General features: G+C 50.6%; 3 tRNA genes. All 3 read left to right on the top strand.

Features of this window, described 5'->3' with window-relative positions:
- Position 1: 1 nt before the first annotated feature.
- Positions 2 to 78 (top strand) — tRNA-Asp (locus H5201_RS22740).
- A gap of 31 nt (positions 79 to 109) precedes the next feature.
- Positions 110 to 186 (top strand) — tRNA-Asp (locus tag H5201_RS22735).
- A 38-nt stretch (positions 187 to 224) separates the two neighbouring features.
- Positions 225 to 301, top strand: a tRNA-Asp gene (locus tag H5201_RS22730).
- Positions 302 to 348 lie beyond the last annotated feature (47 nt).

Genomic DNA, 348 nt, shown 5'->3' with positions numbered 1-348 from the left:
TGGAGTGGTAGTTCAGTTGGTTAGAATACCGGCCTGTCACGCCGGGGGTCGCGGGTTCGAGTCCCGTCCACTCCGCCAATAAGAAAAAATAACAGTTTAAATATGCGCTGGAGTGGTAGTTCAGTTGGTTAGAATACCGGCCTGTCACGCCGGGGGTCGCGGGTTCGAGTCCCGTCCACTCCGCCAACTATTTAAACAATGTTATATTACAAAATTTGTATGCTGGAGTGGTAGTTCAGTTGGTTAGAATACCGGCCTGTCACGCCGGGGGTCGCGGGTTCGAGTCCCGTCCACTCCGCCAATAAGAAAAAATAACAGTTTAAATATGCGCTGGAGTGGTAGTTCAGT

This window comes from Pseudoalteromonas sp. SG43-6 (assembly GCF_014164365.1).
Classification (GTDB): domain Bacteria; phylum Pseudomonadota; class Gammaproteobacteria; order Enterobacterales; family Alteromonadaceae; genus Pseudoalteromonas; species Pseudoalteromonas rhizosphaerae.
The sequence above is the reverse complement of the archived record's forward strand: the minus strand, read 5'-3'. Positions and strand labels throughout refer to the sequence as shown.